Origin of the sequence: Corallococcus sp. EGB, from assembly GCF_019968905.1 — a bacterium.
Taxonomy (GTDB): domain Bacteria; phylum Myxococcota; class Myxococcia; order Myxococcales; family Myxococcaceae; genus Corallococcus.
The window spans coordinates 5,470,914-5,486,832 of the sequence record NZ_CP079946.1 but is presented as its reverse complement, the minus strand read 5'-3'; the positions used below and the strand labels follow the sequence as shown (position 1 = coordinate 5,486,832).

Genomic DNA, 15,919 nt, shown 5'->3' with positions numbered 1-15,919 from the left:
GCACGGTTGGGCGTGGGACGGGTTGTGGTAGCTTGCTTGGCCGTGAGCTACGAGCTTTCACATCTTGAGGCGCTGGAAGCCGAGTCCATCTTCATCATCCGGGAAGTCGCGGCGGAGCTGGACCGGCCGGTGCTGCTCTTCTCCGGAGGCAAGGACTCCGCGGTGATGCTGCACCTGGCGGTGAAGGCCTTCTGGCCCGCGCCGCTGCCGTTTCCGCTGATGCACGTGGACACGGGTCACAACTTCCCGGAGGTCATCCAGTATCGCGATGAACGGGTGGCGGAGCTGGGCGCGCGGCTCATCGTCGCGTCCGTGCAGGAGGCCATCGACGCCGGGAAGGTGACGGAGGAGAAGGGGCCCCGCGCGTCCCGCAACCGGTTGCAGACGCAGCCCCTGCTGGAGGCCATCGAGAAGAACGGCTTCAACGCCGTCTTCGGCGGCGCCCGGCGCGACGAGGAGAAGGCCCGCGCGAAGGAGCGCGTGTATTCCTTCCGCGACGAGTTCGGCCAGTGGGATCCGAAGAACCAGCGGCCGGAGCTGTGGGCGCTCTACAACGGCCGCCACCGCCGGGGCGAGCACCTGCGCGTCTTCCCCCTGTCCAACTGGACCGAGCTGGACATCTGGCAGTACATCGCCCGGGAGAACGTGGCGCTGCCGTCCATCTACTACACGCACCGGCGCGAGGTGTTCCGCCGGGACGGCATGCTGATGGCCTGGTCGCCCTTCATGACCATGATGCCCGGCGAGACGGTGACGACGGAGACGGTGCGCTTCCGCACCGTGGGCGACATGACGTGCACCGCGTGCGTGCCGTCCACCGCGTCCACGGTGGAGCAGGTCATCGCGGAGGTGACGGCCTCCCGCGTGACCGAGCGCGGCGCCAGCCGCGCGGACGACAAGTTCTCTGAGACGGCGATGGAAGACCGCAAGCGCGAGGGATACTTCTAGTGGAACTGCTGAGATTCGCGACCGCGGGCTCCGTGGATGACGGCAAGAGCACCCTCATCGGGCGGCTGTTGTACGACACGAAGTCCATTCTCGAGGACCAGCTCGCCGCAGTGGAGCGCACGAGCCAGGCCCGGGGTGACGAGTACGTCAACCTGGCGCTGCTCCTGGACGGCCTGAAGGCCGAGCGGGAGCAGGGCATCACCATCGACGTGGCGTACCGCTACTTCTCCACCCAGAAGCGCAAGTTCATCATCGCGGACACGCCCGGACACCTGCAGTACACGCGCAACATGGTGACGGGCGCGTCCACGGCGGACCTGGCGCTCATCCTGGTGGACGCGCGCAAGGGCGTGCTGGAGCAGACGCGCCGCCACGCGTTCATCGCGTCGCTCTTGCGCGTGCCGCACCTGGTGCTGTGCGTGAACAAGATGGATCTGGTGGACTTCGACCCGGGCGTCTTCGACCGCATCCGGGACGAGTTCCGCCAGTTCTCCATGAAGCTGGACGTGACGGACCTGTCGTTCATCCCCATCTCCGCGCTGGGCGGGGACAACGTGGTGACGCGCTCGGAGAAGATGCCCTGGTACCAGGGCCCCACGCTCCTGCACCACCTGGAGAACGTGCACATCGCGTCCGACCGCGACCTCATCCACCTGCGCTTCCCCGTGCAGGGCGTGATCCGTCCGGCGTCCGCGAAGAAGTTCCACGACTACCGCGCGTACTCCGGGCAGCTCCTGGGCGGAGTGATGCGCGTGGGCGACGAGGTGATGGTGATGCCGTCCGGCTTCACCACGCGCATCAAGGCGCTGGAGCTGGCGGGCAAGCCGCTGAAGGAAGCGTTCCCGCCCATGTCGGTGAACGTGTCGCTGGAGGAGGAGCTGGACATCAGCCGCGGCGACATGCTGTGCCGCCCGGGCAACCCGCCCACCGCGAGCCAGGACATCGACGCGATGGTGTGCTGGCTGTCGGAGTCCTCGCAGCTCAGCAGCGGTTCCCGGCTGGCCATCAAGCACACCACCCGCATGGCGCGCGCCATGGTGAAGCAGCTGCACTACCGGCTGGACGTCAACACCCTGCACCGCGACGAGCAGAGCCCGGGCCTGAAGCTCAACGAGGTGGGCCGGGTGACGCTGCGCACGACGGTGCCGCTGTTCTTCGACGAGTACCGCCGCAACCGCAGCACCGGCAGCTTCATCCTCATCGACGAAAGCACCAACGCCACCGTGGGCGCCGGGATGATCAACGGCCCCGCGGTGGACAGGTAGGGAGTGGCCATGCAACAGCGTCCGGGCTTCATCCTCTGGTTCACCGGCATGTCCGGCGCGGGCAAGAGCACGCTGTCCGCCGCGGTGGCGCGGCAGCTCTCGCCCGTGCAGCGCGTGGAGCTGCTCGACGGGGACGAGGTGCGCACGTACCTCTCCCGCGGTCTGGGCTTCAGCCGCGAGGACCGCGAGGAGAACGTCCGGCGCATCGGCTACGTGGCGCGGGTGCTCGCGAAGCACGAGGTGGGCGTCATCACCGCCGCCATCTCCCCGTACAAGAGCTCCCGGGACGAGGTGCGCGCCCTGGCCACCCAGGCCGGCATCCCGTTCCTGGAGTGCTACGTCCAGGCCAGCCTGGACGCGCTCATCGCCCGCGACGTGAAGGGGCTCTACAAGAAGGCCCTGGCCGGGGAGATTCCCCACTTCACCGGCGTGTCGGACCCTTACGAGCCGCCCGAGTCCCCCGAAATCACCGTCCGCTCCGACGCGGAGACGGTGGAGGCGGGGCTGGAGCGCATCCTCGACACGCTGCGGGACCGGGGGCTGCTGGCCAGCGCCGCCAGCGCCGCCTGAGGCGGCCGGGCCGGTTCCGGCCGCCGCTTTTCGGTTAGGCTCGCGACCCGGAGGGGGTCCGAAGGCCGTGCCGATGCTCGTCTACAATCCAGGGCAGCCGGATGAGCTGTCCTACCCGCTGGGGGACGCGCCCATCACCATTGGCCGCGCGGACGACCAGGGCATCTGCATCCCCCACCGCAGCCTGTCGCGGCAGCACGCCCGCATCGAGTCCTCCGACGGGCGCTTCTTCGTCACCGACCTCCAGAGCAAGAACGGCACCTTCGTCAACGGCGTGCAGATCCGCCGCAAGGAGCTGCGCCCCGGCGACACGCTGACCCTGGGCGAGCTCGTCTTCCTGCTCACCCACGAGCCGCCCCCGGTCGCGCCCTCGGGCCCGCCCGGCGCGGCGGCCCACGAGCCCCGCCCGCAGCTCACGCGCGCGCTCACCCGCGTGCCGCTGAAGACGCTGGTGCAGGCGGTGTCCGGGCAGGAGCCGCCCCCGGTGGAGGCCGCCAGCGCGGCCACGCGCTCGCGCGAGCGGATGCGCATCCTCCAGGAGGTGGCGAAGCTGCTCTCCGTCACGGACGACCTGGAGGCGCTGCCCGGCAAGGTGCTGGACCTGGCGTTCCAGATCCTCCGCGTGGACCGGGGCGTCATCCTGCTGATGGACGAGGCCACCGGGAGGCTGGAGCCGCGCGTGACCAAGACGGCGGAGGGCGCGGCCGTGCGCGGGCCCATCTACAGCCAGAACATCGTGGACTTCGTGCTGCGCCGGAGCGTGGCGGCGCTCTTCTCCGACGCGGTGAATGATCCGCGCCTGGGCGCCGCGGAGTCCGTCATCTTCAGCTCCATCCGCGCCTCCATGTGCGTGCCGCTCAAGCCGCGCGACGAGGTGCTGGGCGTGCTGTACGTGGACAACGTCTCCACGCCCAAGAGCTTCTCCGAGGACGACCTGGACTTCCTCGTCGCGTTCGCGGGACAGGCGGCGCTCGCGCTGGAGAACGCGCGGCTCTACCGCCGCATCGAGCAGGAGACGGTGCAGCGCATGCAGCTCATCATGGACGCGAAGCTGGCCTCGCTCGCGGCGCTGGTGGGCGGCATGGCGCACGAGCTGCGCAACCCGCTCAACTTCATCAGCAACTTCGCCGGGCTCTCCGTGGGCCTCACGGAGGACCTGGCCGGCGTGCTGGAGCCGCAGCGGGAGCGGCTGACGCCGGACAGCGTGCGCGACGTGGACGAGGCGCTCGTGTGCCTGCGCACCAACGTCCAGAAGATCCACGAGCACGGCCGCCGCGCGGACGCGGTCATCCAGGGCATGCTCCAGCACGCGCGCCGCGCCCCCGGCCCGCGCGAGCCGGTGGACCTGAACGCCCTGGTGGCGGAGAGCGTGGCCCTGGGGCTGGGCGGCATGCGCGGCGAGGCCCTGACCGTCCGCCTGGAGGCCGAGTACGACCCGGCCGTGGGGCCGCTGGAGCTCAGCCGCGCGGACGTGGGCCGCGTCATCATCAACGTCGTGGACAACGCGCTCTACGCCATGCGTCAGAAGCGCCAGGCGCAGGGCGCGGCGTACGCGCCGGTCCTCAAGGTTCGCACCCTCGCGCGTCCTGAGCAGGTGGAGGTCCGGCTGCGCGACAACGGGCCGGGCATCCCCTCGGAGAGTGCGAGAAGAATCTTCGACCCCTTCTTCACGACGAAGCCGCCGGGGCAGGGGACGGGGCTGGGGCTGTCGCTCAGTCATGACATCATCGTGCAGGGCCACCAGGGCACGTTCCGCATGGAGACGGTGCCGGGTGAGTTCACGGAGTTCGTCATCACCCTGCCCAGGCGGGGGGGACGGTCATCAATGGAGCGAGGCTCGGGAGCGCGATGAAGAACCTCATGGATCCCCAGCTGCTGGAAGCCTTCCAGGGCCGGTATGAGCTGCTGTCGGAGCTGGGCGAAGGCGGCTTCGGCCGCGTCTACAAGGCCCGCCAGGTGACCACCGGCCAGAACGTGGCGGTGAAGCTCCTGCGTCTGACGGACGGCGCGACGCCGGAGTCCGTGGAGCGCCGCAGCGCGCGCTTCGAGCGCGAGATGAAGCTGTGCGCGCAGATGCACCACCCGAACATCGTGCGGCTCATCGATTCGGGCCGGGCGCAGGGCGGCGCCGTCTACTCCATCTTCGAGTTCGTGCCGGGCAAGAACCTGGCGCAGGTGCTCGCGGAGGAGGGCGCGCTGGATCCGGTGGAGGCGCGCCACCTGATGCTCCAGCTGCTGGACGCGCTGGCGTGCGCGCACGCGCAGAACGTGGTGCACCGCGACCTGAAGCCCGCGAACATCATGGTCGTGCCCACGGGCGCCCGGCGCAACGCGCTGGTGCTGGACTTCGGCATCGGGTCGGTGACGGATGAGATCGCGCGCGAGGAGGGACAGCCGCGCATCACGTCCACCAACGAGTCGCTGGGCACGCCGTCGTACGCGGCGCCGGAGCAGCTTCGCGGGCAGGCGCCCACGCCGCGCTCGGACCTGTACGCGTGGGGCCTGGTGTTCCTGGAGTGCCTCACCGGCCGGCGCGTCTACGAGGCCGCCACGGTGGCGGAGGTCATCTTCCAGCAGCTGTCCACGGAGCCGGTGCCCATTCCGCCGGTCATCGCCGCGCACCCGCTGGGCAAGCTGCTCCAGCGCGTCACCGCGAAGGACCCGTCCCAGCGCACCGTGGCCGCGGAGGTGCTGCTGCGCCAGCTGGAGGCGGTGGACGTGTCCAACCTGCCGCGCCGGCAGGCTCCGGTGCGCATCCAGCCCGCGGCCCCCAACGCGGAGACGGCGACGGTGGAGCTGTCCAGCCGCACGCCCAACGCGCTGTCCACGCGGTCGCGCCGGTGGGCGGAGGGCGAGCGCCGCCAGCTCACGGTGGTCTGCTGCACGCTGTCCGCCACGCAGACGACGCCGGGGCCGGTGGACATCGAGGAGCTGGACCACGTGCTGGGCGCCCAGCAGGAGGTCTGCATCGAGATCGCCCGGCGCCACAACGGCCACATCGCCAGCGCGCTGGGCGACATCGTCCTCTTCTACTTCGGCTATCCGGCGGCGCGCGAGGACGACGCGCGGCGCGCGGCCCAGGCGGCGCTGGACATGGTCGCCGAGGTGAAGCGGCGCGGCCGGGCCATCGAGGCCGAGCGCGGCACGCGGGTGGAGATCCGCGTGGGCCTGCACACGGGCCTGGTGGTGTCGCGAGAGCAGCGGGACCCCACGCTCTCCGGCCTGGGCTTCGTCGTCGGCACCACGCCGAAGCTGGCGTTCCGGCTGTCCACCTCCGCGCCGCCGGGCGTCATCCTCCTCACCGGCGACACGCAGCAGCTGGTGCGCAAGCACTTCCCGCTGGAGAGCGTGCCCGCGGCGCCCAGCGAGCTGTTGCCCCCGGGGCTGGAGACGTTCGCGCTCCAGGGCGCGGACGCGACGTGGAGCGGCACCGACGACACGCTGGCGCTGGTGGGCCGCTCGCGAGAGCTGGACCTGGTGCTGTCGCGCTGGGAGCAGGTGCGCTCGGGGCAGGGGCAGGCGGTGCTGCTCTCCGGCGAGCCGGGCATCGGCAAGTCGCGCCTGATGCGCGAGCTGGGTGACCGGCTGGGCGCGGAGCCCCACACGTGGCTGGAGGCCCGCTGCACGGCGGACGGCTCCGGCCAGGCGTACGCCCCCGTGGTGGAGCTGCTCTCACGGATGCTGGACCCGAACCGCGACCTGTCGCCGGAGGCCCGGCTCACGGGCCTGGAGGCGCTGCTGTCCGGCTACAGCTTCGAGCTGCCGGAGACGGTGCCCCTGTTCGCGCCGCTCCTGTCCCTGCCGCTGCCGCCGGAGCGCTGGGCACCGCTGGACGTGTCGCCCCTGAAGCACCGGGAGCTCACGCGCGACGCGCTGCTCGCGCTCCTCGCCGCGATGGCCGAGCGCCAGCCCGTGGTGCTGTCGCTGGAGGACCTGCACTGGGCGGACCCGTCCACGCTGGAGCTGCTCAAGGCGCTGGTGGAGGAGGTGTCCTCGTCGCGCCTGCTCTCCGTGTTCAGCGCCCGGCCGGAGTTCGAGCCGCCATGGGCCGCGTCGTCCGTGACGCAGGTGCAGCTGGGCACCCTGGGGCGCTCGGAGGTGGAGCGGCTGGCCACCTCCGCCGTGGGCGGTCCGCTGTCGCCGGAGGCGGTGGAGGAGATCGTCACCCGCACGGACGGCATCCCGCTGTTCGTGGAGGAGCTGGTGCGCACGCTGCGCGAGTCCGGCGCGCTGGTGGAGCGCGAGGGCCGCTTCGCGCTGGAAGCGGGCAAGGCGGGCCCCGCGGTGCCCGGCACGCTGCGCGACCTGCTCGTCGCCCGCCTGGACCGGCTGGGCCGCGCCAAGGAGACCGCGCAGGTGGCCTCCGTGCTGGGCCGCGAGCTGACCCATGAGCTCTTGCGCCACGTGAGCCCGCTGACGCCCGAGGCGCTGGACGCGGACCTGGAGCGGCTGGTGGCCTCGGGGCTCCTGCACCGCAAGCGCCGGCCGAAGGGGCCCGTCTACCTCTTCAAGCACGCGCTGGTGCGCGACGCGGCCTACGACTCCATGCTCAAGCGGTACCGGCAGCAGGTGCACGCGAAGACGGCGGAGGCGCTGGAGGCGCACTTCCCGGAGCAGGCGGAGTCGCGCCCGGACCTGCTCGCGCATCACCTGTCCGCCGCGAACCTGAAGCGCAAGGCCATCGTCTACGCGCAGAAGGCCGCGTTCGCCGCGCTGGTGCGCTCCGCGTACCTGGAGGCCATCCTCTTCGCCCGGCTGGGCCTGTCGTGGCTGGACGCCATCGAAGACCCGGTGGAGCGCGCGCAGCAGGAGCTGGGCCTCAACGGCGTGCTCGCGCCGGCGCTGATGTCCTCGCAGGGCTGGCGCTCACAGGACCTGCGCACCGTGGCCGAGCGCTCGCTGGAGCTGCTCTTCACCGTGGGGGAGAGCCCCTACGCGGCCCCGACGCTGTGGGTCCTCTCCATCTTCTACCACCTGGGGGGAGATCAGCGCCGGGTGCGCGGGCTGCTGGACCGGCTGGTGGCACTGGCGCAGCACAATGGCGACGCGGGGCAGGAGGCGGTGGCGCTCACCATCCTCTCCAACATCGAGCTGCTGGAAGGCCGCCTGGGCGAGGCGAAGGCGAAGGCGGACCGGTGCCTGTCGCTGTTCGACCCGGTCGCGCACCGGATGCACCACATCCTCTACGGCCAGGACACGCGCGTGGGCGGCGAGTCCGTGCTGTGCCGGGGGCTGTGGCTGTTGGGCTTCCCGGACCAGGCGAAGGCGCACGGCGAGGCCGCGGTGGCGTGGGGCCGCGAGTTGAAGCACGGCACCAGCGTGGGCCTGTCGTTCATCTACCTGCTGCTGATGGCGCAGGAGCACGGCGACCGGACGGAGGCGCTCAACCTCGTCGCGCAGCACTCGGAGCTGTCGCACCGCTACGGCCTGCTGGAGCAGTCCGCCTACGTGGGCATCCTGCGCGGCTGGGCGGCGAAGGACCTGGAGGCCATGCGGCGCGGCGTGGCGATGCGCGAGGCGTTCGGCACGGAGATGGACCAGCCGGCCTACTACGGCATGCTCGCGGAGCTGGAGCTGGAGCTGGGCCACCTGGAGGCGGCGCTCGCCACCGTGGAGCGCGGCCTCCAGCGCGCGCAGGCCCTGGGCGAGGCGTACCACGAGTCCAAGCTGCTGCGCGTCAAGGGACAGGTGCTGCTCCAGCGGGATGGAAACACTGCACTGTCCGCGGAGTCGTGCTTCCGGCAGGCCGCGGACGTGGCGCACGCACAAGGGGCTCGGATGCGGGAGCTGCAGGCCGTGACGGCATTGGCACGGCTGCTCCAGGCCTCGGGGCGGCAGGAAGAAGCCCGGCAGCGGCTGCAAACGGTCTACAGTACCTTCTCCGAAGGATGGGGAACCCCGCCCATCTCAGAGGCCCGCGCGTTGTTGGGAGCGCTGGGAGGAGACTGCTGACATGAGCAAGAAGAAGCCGGAGTCGAAGGCCGCGCCCGCTCGGGCCCGTCCGGTGGCGCGCAAGCCCACGCGGAGCACGGGGGGCCAGGCCTCGGTGAATGACTGGCAGGCCGTGTGGATGCGCGCCGTCGCGCTCGCGTGGAAGGAGCCCGAGTTCGAGGCGGCGCTGCAGAAGAACCCGCGCGAGGCCCTCAAGAAGCGCTTCGACTTCGACCTGCCGGCCAGCATCCACCTGAAGGTCGTCCCCACCACGGAGAAGGACGCCGCGGCGGACGGCACCTGGAAGGTGAACAGCGCGGAGGTGGAGCTGCACCTGCCCAAGAAGCCGGCGGACGTGGCGGACCACGCCGTGGCGCTCTCCAGCCTCACCGACACCTACGGCCGCTCGCACTGCTGCGGCAGCCCCTGCTGCTGAAGCCGGCGTGAGCGGCGCCGGGGGGGCGCCTCAGCGATCCCGGGCGGGAGCGTCTCCCCCCGACACCGCGAAGGCGCCCACGGAGGCCTCACCGAAGCCGTCCACGCCCGCCACGCGCTGGAAGAAGTCCGGATCGCTCCGGCCCAGCGCGTAGGGCCGCAGGCCCAGCGCGGTGGACACCAGGTAGAGCGTCTGCACCAGCGCTCCCGTGTCCTGCAGCACCAGCGAGTACGCCAGCGTCTCGTACTTCCACGCGAGCCGGGGCACGCGCGCGGCCACCACCATCAGCACCTCCGGCCGCTCGAAGGGCTCCGCCGGCGCGCGGGCTTCATCCATCAGCGCGTGGAACTCCGGCGTGGGGCCGCTCAGCTTCTCCAGCCGGTGGCCCAGCGGGTCGTAGTGGTAGGCGCCGGGGGCCAGGCCCTGGCACTCGCCCACCAGCGGGTACAGCTCCAGCGCGTACACCGCGCCCGCGCCCGGGTAGGGCCGGTCCGTGATTTCACCGTCCTGGGTGGTCCGCACGTCGCGCACGCGCGCGGCCCGGTAGAGCAGCTCTCCCAATTGCCGCAGGGTGAGCGGACTGGCGCCACGGCCCCGCAGGCTGCGGCGTGCCTCCAGCACCTCCGTGAAGGAGCGGTCTTCGGCGCGCAGCGCCTCCATGTCCGGGCGGTACAGCTCCACCGCCTCCTGGATGATGGAGGGCTTGAGGGCGGGAGGGTTGGGCAGCTCGCCCCGGAAGCGGTAGGTGGCCCCCGCGCGCGTCTGGTGGCCCCAGCCGCGTGAGCGCAGGTGGAAGAGCAGGTCGTGCGGCTCCCACTGCTTGAGCGCCGTCTGCGTCTCTTCCGACGCCGGCACGTCCAGGCCGTTGGGGACCAGGATGCCCGTCTCCGCCAACAGGCGCACCAGCTCGCGCAGGGTGAAGGACTCGATGCCGGTGTTGAACTGGTTGAGCCGCGCCAGCAGCGTGGGCCGGGCCATGTCGAAGAGCAGCGACACCACGCGCCGGTCATGCAGCGCGGCGGTGGCGTGCACCGTGGGGCAGTCCAGCACGGCGCGGCCCTCGGCCATGCGCGTGTGCGCGAAGCGGGACAGCTGCAGCGGCTGGGCGGCGTCGAACGTGGCGCGGTGGCGCAGGAAGGACGCGGACGCGGGCGTCAGCGTCAACAGCAGGTTGCCCCGCTCCTCCACCGTCCACGACAGCAGGCCCCCGTCGCCGGCCAGGTCCAGCCAGTACCACGCGAGCGTCGTGTCCCGGCCCGCGGCGGCGGGCACCTCCGACTCGTGGATGCCTCCATCCGCCAGCGACTCGAAGACGGCGCGCACGCCGGGCGCCAGCGGCCCCAACCGCAGCGAGCGGCCAGGGCCCTCCACGCGTGCGTCCTCCGCGTCGGGGCAACGCAGCGCCACACCTTCGGCGAGCGACAATCTCATTCGTGCGGCCTCACGGTTCCACACCGTAGAACCGAGTCGGGTTTTCCCAGAGAACCTTTCGTAGACGACTTTCGGTCATCGCGTCACGCAAGGACAGCAGGGACCCCAGCACATCCTCGCCGTGGTCCAGGTGCGGGAAGTCGCTGCCGAAGACGAGGCGGTCCTCCGGGAGGTGGCGCACCACGTCAGCCAGGTACGGTTCGTCCGGCTCCACGGAAACGAAGCAGTGCTGGCGCAAGTAGGAGGAAGGGAGCTGTCGGATGGTGGCGGAGACCTCTGCACCCACAGCGCGATATTCCTCGTCCAGCCGCCACGCCCAGTATGGCAGCCAGCCGCACCCGGCCTCCATGGCGCCAATGCGCAGCGCGGGGTGCCGCTCCAGCACGCCCCCCTGGAGCAGCGCGAGCAGCCCCATCATCAGCTCCATGGGGTGGGCGCAGACGTGGTTGGCGAAGCGGGTGTCGAAGCGGTCCGCGCCCGCGGACGGCACGTAGACGTGGCCGCTGCCGTGGAGCACCACCGCGAGTGAGCGTCTCTCGCACTCGGACCAGAAGGGCTCGTACGCGGCGTCGGACAGGAGCCGGCCGCCGATGGGGTTGGGGCGCACCATCACGGCGCGCCAGCCGAAGCCCGCGACGCGGCGGACCTCCGCGACCATGGCCTCCGGTTCGTGCCGGCTGATGAGCCCCACGCCGCGCAGGCGCTCCGGGGCGTGCGCGCAGAAGCCGTGCAGCCAGGTGTTGTAGACGGACGCGAACGCGGTGGCGACGTGGGGCTTCAGGGGGGAGAAGCCCTCCAGGAGCAGCGCATGGGTGGGGAAGAGGGCCGCCATGTCCACGCCGTCGCGATCCATCTGGGCCAGGTACACGTCTGGCCGCTGCAACAGTTCATTGCGCCCCAGCTGCGCGTAGGAGCGCGCGGAGAACTCCACCCACGCCTTCTCCGGCATGTGGTTCCACAGCGGCTTGCCGTCCACCTCGGGCAGCGGCAACACGGGCAGGAGGCCCTGGGGGCCCAGCCGCTCCAGGCGCTCCTCCAGCGTTTCGTCGGGGAGGCGGCCCGGGCGGGGCGCGTGGCGGCGCAGGCGGGGCTCCAACTGCTCCGCCCAGAGGCTCAGCGGCTCCAGGACATGCCGGTCCGCGTCGAAGATGCGAAGGCCGTCGCGCATGCGTCAGGGTCCCCAGCTCGCCAGTTCATCGCGCACGTCCTTGAGCAGCGCTTCCAGGAGGCCGGTGCGGCGCGCCTGCGTGCGCAGGGCCTGCTCCTCCGAGGCCTCCAGCGTGCCCGGCCGTCCGCCCCGCGCCGCCACCTCGCGGTCGCACAGCTCGCGCAGGAATTCATGGTGCTGCGGCTGGAGCACCTGGAAGCCTTCACCCCAGCGCGCGACGAAGTCCACCAGCACGTCGCGCGAGGCCTCCGGCACGTCGCGGCGGTCCGGCAGGTCGCGGCTCAGGCGCACGAAGAGGTCCGGGAACACGTCGCGCATCGCCGCGGCGAAGCCGGGAGGGACGTAGACGGGCTGCGAGTCCGGGACGAGGTCGCCCTGTCGCTCGGCGGCGAGCACCGCGTCGAAGTCCGTGAAGAGGCGCTCGTGCCGGCGGCGCTCGTTCTGGTTGCGCGCGAGGAAGAACACCGCGCGCGGCACCATCGCCGGGGCGGTGCGGCGCACCTGCGCGAGCGTGTCTCCCAGGGCCTGGCGCTCCGGTGGAGTCAGGGCCCAGGCGGCGGTGGCTTCGCGCAGGAAGCGGTCGGTGACGGCCTCCGGCCAGGGGACTTCCCGCACCTGGGGCGGGCGCTGGATGCCGGAGATGAAGCCGCGGATGCGCTCGCAGGCGGCGTCCCAGGAGGACAGCCGCTCCACCAGGTCCCGGAAGCCTTCGAGCAGCTGGGGCCGCGTCATGCCCAGGGGCATCACGTTGAGCACGATGGCGCCCCGGTCCTTCGCGTGCGCCTTGCGGGGCGTGGCGAGCCGGCCCTCCGCGCGCAGCCGCGTCCACAGCTTCGTGCCACGGGGGGCCTGGAGGGGCGCGACCACCACCCAGGGCAGGTGCGTGCGCTGGATGTTCGCGTGCAGCGAGTCGAACACCGCGGGCGTGTCGTGGTCGAACCCGACGATGAAGCTGCCCCGGGGCCCGATGCCGTGAGCCTGGATGCGCAGCAGGTCTCCCACCAGGTCCGCGCGCACGTTCTGGTGCTTCTGCGCCTCCTTGAGCGCGGCGGGGTCGAAGGACTCGATGCCCAGGACGACGGTGTAGAAGTTCGCGTCCGCCATGCCTTCCAGGAGCGCGGCGTCGCGGCTCAGGTTCATCGTCACCTGGGTGAAGAAGCGCAGCGGGCGGGGCAGGGCGCGGTTGAGGGGCACCAGCCCCGCGAGCACCTGCTTCGCGTACGCCGCGTCCCCGATGAACTCGTCGTCCGCGAAGAAGACGCCCTCCGCCCCGAGCGCCGCGTGGGCGCGCACCTCGTCCAGGACGCGCTCCACCGGCTTGTGCCGCTGCTTGCGGCCGTACAGGTAGATGACGTCGCAGAAGGAGCAGTCGAAGGGACAGCCGCGCGTCGTCTGCACGGAGCCCCACGCGTAGCGCGGGAGGTCCACCGCGACGGCGTCCCAGCGGGGCAGGGGGCTTTCGCTCAACGACGGCTTGTCCAGCTGCCGGTACTCGGGCGCGTACTCACCGCTCAGCCAGTCCGCGAGGAAGCGCGGCCAGGTGCGCTCGGCCTCGTTGACGAAGAGGGCGTCGAAGAAGCCCCGGTAGTCCTCCGGCGCGGCGGAGACGGCGGGGCCCCCCGCGACCACGGTGGCGCCCCGGTCCCGGAAATGGCCGCCCAGGAAGCGCGCCTGGTACGTGAGCGCGGAGTACATGACCGACACGCCGACGATGTCGTAGTCCGGCAGCTCGGTGTCCGCGCGCAGCTGTCCGTGCAGCTCCTCGTCCCAGATGTCCACCGTGAAGCGGTCCGGCGTGAGCGCCGCGAGCGTCGCGCAGGCCAGCGGCGTCATCGTCGCGCGCTTCACCAGGCCGCGCTCGGGGTCGAAGTCCTCGGTCTCGCGGTCCACGTGGCGCCGGTCGGGGCCGCATTGGATCAGCAGGACGCGGGGCTTGGGTTCGGGAAGCGGTGCCATCGCTCAGAAGTAGAAGGGCACGGGGTTGAGCTGCGCCTCGGTCTTCGGGGCCTTCAGCCACCCCATCCGCACGGGGACGTCATACAGCCGGCCAGGCCCCAGCCGGGGCCAGAAGTGCCTCAGCCCCGGGACGATGACCTTCACCGCGGATACGCCCACGTCCGGCCGTGATTGCTCCAGCACCAGCGTCTCCAGCCCCACGCGCTCGGCCCGGGCCACGCACTCGTGCACGTCGTCCCGCAGGTCGTCGTGCCATACGCGCGGGAAGTCGGCGCGAACGCGCGCGGGGACCGTGTCGTCGGGGAAGAGCCAGTGGGTGTCGTCATGCGCCCGGGAGTCCCAGGGCGACGGGGTCAGGTCCTTCGGGTCGTAGCACTGGGCCACCTCCGTGAGCGCGCGCTGCACGGCGAGCTTCGCGTCGAAGTGGCAGCCGCACCCGGCCCAGGCCCGCCCGCGCTCCGGCGACCACGCGAGCGCGGCGAACACCGGAATGCCCAGGTCATGCGTCAGGTCCAACACCGACAACCGGAGGCCCAGCGACCGGTAATGCGCCTCCACGGACGTGAACCAGGGCTCGTCGAAGGAGCGCAGCTCCACGCGCGGGCGGCGCAGGCGGTTGTACCACCAGAGCGCCACCGCATCGCGCTCCACCAGCTCCAGGAAGCCCTGGAGGATGGCCTCCTCCACGCAGTTGCCCGCCGCGTTCCCGTTGGAGTTGAAGAAGCAGAACGGCCCGTCCGCGGGCGTGGGCGCGAAGAGGTACGCGAACGCCGTGGGCACGTACCGGGAGACGCCATGCGTGAGCGACCACGCGGGGCTCCAGTCCATGGGTTGATCCGCGTACGGACGCGGCACCGCGGTGCGCATGTCGCGGCGGCCCGCGCCTTCGGACCGGGCCTGGAACTGCGCGGCGCTGAAGTGCTGGAGCGCGTCCGGGTGCACGGCCTGGACGCCCAGGTGTGAGGCCGTCGCGTGGACGCGCGGCTCGTCGCCCTGGAACACCGCGCTGTAGCGCTCCAAGGCCTCGCACAGCGCGCCCGCGCGGGCCTGGGCCTCCGTGCGGCCCTTGCCGCTGGCCACGCGGTGGAAGTCGTCGGAGGCCGGCGCGTCCGTCCACGGGCACACGCGGAAGACCGCGGACTGGATGTGGCCCAGCGGTGCGTCGCCCGGCACCGCGCGCAGGTCGCTCACCACGCCCGTCACCGGGCTGATGAGGTGGCGGTGGCGCTCCCAGGTCTCCTCGGGCGTGAGGATGCGGTGGCCGCCGTCGTCCGTGAAGCGCTTGGGACGTGAGGTCAGCTCCAGGGGCGCCTTCGCGCGCGCGTCCATCCAATGCGGGTCTCCGCAGTCCGGACACTGCGGACGCCGCGTCACCGCGTGCGACTGCAGCTTCCAGGTGGCGAAGTCCAGCGTCCACAGCCGCGTCTGTCCCGCGGCCTGGGGCCCGTCCACCACCCAGCGGGCCACGAGCGTCGCCGCGAGGGACAGTCCCGCCTGCGCGGTGGTGGGCAGGCCCGTGCGTGGCGGGCGGATGGCGCTCGGGGGAATGCCCTTTCGCGCGAGGTACTTCTCGATGGGACGGTTGTCCAGCAGCCGCGCGGTGAGGCACGTCCAGCAGGCGCGCTCGGGGCCCACCACCGGCCCCGCATGACACGTGGTGCCGGACACCTTCAGCGGGAGGAACGCGGCGCCGGCGCCCCGGGACTCGCGCGCCAGCGCGAGCGCCTCCTGCGACAGGTAGTCGTCCACCAGCAGCACGTGGCGCTCGGCGTCGTCGCGCACGTCCAGGCCGGCGTCGCGCAGCGCCTCCGACAGCCGCTCCGCGTCCTCGCCTGCCACCGCGCGCACGGCGACGGACATGTCCAACAGCCGCCCGGCCGCGGTGGAAGCGCCCACTCCCAGCGACTCCCAGAATCCGGCGACGCTGGCGTCGAAGACGTCATGCGCCTCCTCCACGTGCCCGCGCTCTTCCAGGAGCGACAGCGCGTAGAGCACCTCCGGCGCGGAGGCCCGCCCCGCCAGCGCGGCGATGACGCTCGCCACGGTGCGCTCGCCATCCAGGAGGGGCACGATGCTCGCGTGCAGCTCGCCCTCGAGCAGGAACTGGGCGCGCTCCCCGACGAGGAAGACGCGTCGCGAGTCGAGCACCTCGGCGCGCAGGTGGGGCTTGATGCGGAGGACTCGGTCCATGGGCAGGCGGGCGAGCCTAACCGG

The 15,919-nt window shown here is 71.8% G+C and carries 10 protein-coding genes; 6 read left to right on the top strand and 4 right to left on the bottom strand.

Annotated features, from left to right (window positions below):
• Positions 1 to 42 precede the first annotated feature (42 nt).
• The 6 genes from cysD to KYK13_RS22605 all read left to right on the top strand — a co-directional run bounded on the left by cysD (position 43) and on the right by KYK13_RS22605 (position 9,150).
• Positions 43 to 948 (top strand): sulfate adenylyltransferase subunit CysD, encoded by a 906-nt coding sequence (gene cysD, locus KYK13_RS22630; protein ID WP_223633037.1) that lies wholly within the window; start codon positions 43 to 45, stop codon positions 946 to 948.
• Positions 948 to 2,213 carry a sulfate adenylyltransferase subunit 1 gene (locus KYK13_RS22625; RefSeq protein WP_223633035.1) on the top strand — a complete coding sequence of 422 codons (1,266 nt, stop codon included), beginning with the start codon at positions 948 to 950 and terminating at the stop codon, positions 2,211 to 2,213. Before cysD ends, KYK13_RS22625 begins: the two co-directional genes overlap by 1 nt.
• A gap of 9 nt (positions 2,214 to 2,222) precedes the next feature.
• Positions 2,223 to 2,783 (top strand): adenylyl-sulfate kinase, encoded by a 561-nt coding sequence (cysC, locus tag KYK13_RS22620; protein WP_223633032.1) that lies wholly within the window; start codon positions 2,223 to 2,225, stop codon positions 2,781 to 2,783.
• A gap of 73 nt (positions 2,784 to 2,856) precedes the next feature.
• Positions 2,857 to 4,635, top strand: a complete 1,779-nt coding sequence (locus tag KYK13_RS22615) for an FHA domain-containing protein (protein ID WP_223633028.1) — start codon at positions 2,857 to 2,859, stop codon at positions 4,633 to 4,635.
• An 8-nt stretch (positions 4,636 to 4,643) separates the two neighbouring features.
• A complete protein-coding gene (locus KYK13_RS22610; protein WP_223633008.1) occupies positions 4,644 to 8,735 on the top strand; it encodes a TOMM system kinase/cyclase fusion protein in 4,092 nt (1,363 codons plus the stop codon).
• Between the two features lies 1 nt (position 8,736).
• Positions 8,737 to 9,150 carry a BMA_0021/BMA_0022 family TOMM bacteriocin gene (locus KYK13_RS22605; RefSeq protein ID WP_223633005.1) on the top strand — a complete coding sequence of 138 codons (414 nt, stop codon included), beginning with the start codon at positions 8,737 to 8,739 and terminating at the stop codon, positions 9,148 to 9,150.
• 30 nt (positions 9,151 to 9,180) lie between these two features.
• Here the strand turns inward: KYK13_RS22605 and KYK13_RS22600 are convergent, their stop codons facing one another.
• From KYK13_RS22600 to KYK13_RS22585, 4 genes are read right to left on the bottom strand one after another with little or no spacing between them, the layout of a single operon-like run.
• Positions 9,181 to 10,581: a SagB family peptide dehydrogenase gene (locus KYK13_RS22600; RefSeq protein WP_223633001.1), complete on the bottom strand. Its 1,401-nt coding sequence runs from the start codon at positions 10,579 to 10,581 to the stop codon at positions 9,181 to 9,183.
• 10 nt (positions 10,582 to 10,591) lie between these two features.
• Complete coding sequence (locus KYK13_RS22595) at positions 10,592 to 11,749, bottom strand: amidohydrolase family protein (protein ID WP_223632998.1); 1,158 nt, start codon at positions 11,747 to 11,749, stop codon at positions 10,592 to 10,594.
• Positions 11,750 to 11,752: 3 nt separating this feature from the next.
• Complete coding sequence (locus KYK13_RS22590) at positions 11,753 to 13,705, bottom strand: radical SAM protein (RefSeq protein ID WP_223632983.1); 1,953 nt, start codon at positions 13,703 to 13,705, stop codon at positions 11,753 to 11,755.
• Between the two features lie 3 nt (positions 13,706 to 13,708).
• Entirely contained in the window at positions 13,709 to 15,895 is a 2,187-nt protein-coding gene (locus tag KYK13_RS22585; protein ID WP_223632981.1) for a TOMM precursor leader peptide-binding protein, read from the bottom strand.
• Positions 15,896 to 15,919: the final 24 nt, after the last annotated feature.

Excerpts from the sequence above, each read along its gene's own strand:
- cysC (WP_223633032.1), top strand. The coding sequence starts at position 2,223 with ATGCAACAGCGTCCGGGCTTCATCCTCTGGTTCACCGGCATGTCCGGC.
- KYK13_RS22615 (WP_223633028.1), top strand. The coding sequence starts at position 2,857 with ATGCTCGTCTACAATCCAGGGCAGCCGGATGAGCTGTCCTACCCGCTG.
- KYK13_RS22610 (WP_223633008.1), top strand. The coding sequence starts at position 4,644 with ATGGATCCCCAGCTGCTGGAAGCCTTCCAGGGCCGGTATGAGCTGCTG.
- KYK13_RS22605 (WP_223633005.1), top strand. The coding sequence starts at position 8,737 with ATGAGCAAGAAGAAGCCGGAGTCGAAGGCCGCGCCCGCTCGGGCCCGT.
- KYK13_RS22600 (WP_223633001.1), bottom strand. The coding sequence starts at position 10,581 with ATGAGATTGTCGCTCGCCGAAGGTGTGGCGCTGCGTTGCCCCGACGCG.
- KYK13_RS22595 (WP_223632998.1), bottom strand. The coding sequence starts at position 11,749 with ATGCGCGACGGCCTTCGCATCTTCGACGCGGACCGGCATGTCCTGGAG.
- KYK13_RS22590 (WP_223632983.1), bottom strand. The coding sequence starts at position 13,705 with ATGGCACCGCTTCCCGAACCCAAGCCCCGCGTCCTGCTGATCCAATGC.
- KYK13_RS22585 (WP_223632981.1), bottom strand. The coding sequence starts at position 15,895 with ATGGACCGAGTCCTCCGCATCAAGCCCCACCTGCGCGCCGAGGTGCTC.